The organism is Suttonella ornithocola (assembly GCF_001889065.1).
Lineage (GTDB): Bacteria > Pseudomonadota > Gammaproteobacteria > Cardiobacteriales > Cardiobacteriaceae > Suttonella_A > Suttonella_A ornithocola.
Genome location: NZ_LWHB01000243.1, coordinates 1 through 962 on the forward strand (window position 1 = coordinate 1; position 962 = coordinate 962).

2 protein-coding genes are annotated in these 962 nt (G+C 32.1%); both read left to right on the forward strand.

Translation table 11 applies throughout. The features are described from left to right. A partial coding sequence (locus A5N85_RS17950; RefSeq protein WP_211268235.1) for a transposase occupies positions 1 to 292 on the forward strand: 292 nt, incomplete at its 5' end. Between the two features lie 400 nt (positions 293 to 692). Beyond that, positions 693 to 962, forward strand: a 270-nt coding sequence (locus tag A5N85_RS13420; protein ID WP_072577617.1) for a helix-turn-helix domain-containing protein, incomplete at its 3' end; no start/stop codon positions are given.

Genomic DNA, 962 nt, shown 5'->3' on the forward strand with positions numbered 1-962 from the left:
GGACAATGCCGCTTTTCATAAACGCTGTGATATTCAAGCAATCATTGAAGAGCATGGGCATGAGATAGTTTGGTTACCCCCTTATAGTCCAGACTTAAATCCTATTGAAAAGATGTGGGCTTGGATTAAGCAAATAGCAAAGAATGGCGGATGGATTGTATTGATACTTTATTCTTTTATCTGCTTTGGATTGGGTTGGGTTTTAGATGATTGCACTATATATAATAAAAAGTATTCAACTATCAGTGTATCATTATCATCGTCTAACATATGCGCACGCACTAATATATAGTCTGAATTAATAGTTTCTATCAACTTATTCTTAGCTACTAATCCAGCAGAATTTTTGAATTGAAATAGAGCGGCTAACTTGATAAATTTCCTATTTTCATCCACTTCTAAAATGCAATGTAATTTATTAATTTCAATTACTAGAAGAGCATCATTTGTAAATTTGACATCTATAAATGCTTGCTGACAAAGCTCCATAACCTTTTTTGGATTAACCTCATCCTCTGCAAGAATAGATAAATTGCTTATTTTACTCAACATAAAAACTCCTTATTTTATAAAAAGATTGAGATTTTTGGCTTAGTAATAATAAAAATTCCGAAGGCATTTATCTACCAACTAACAAGATGCTATACTGCTCAAAAAACTGTTTTATTCCACACATAAAAATGGATAACACAATGAAACCTAATGAAAAAATAAAAAATCTACGCGAACTTAATGACTGGTCGCAAGAAAAAATGGCAGAAAAAATGCAAATGTCTAAAAATGGTTATGCACGCTTAGAGCGTGGGGAAAGTAAAATGAGTTTAGAGAGATTAGCTCAGATTGCCGATATTTTTGGACTAGATATTATTGAATTGCTTACTAAAGATTACGAGAGAGCGATCTTTCTAGTTAATGGACAATCTACTGCTGAAGGTAATATCAATTACTATAGCAACAATGAG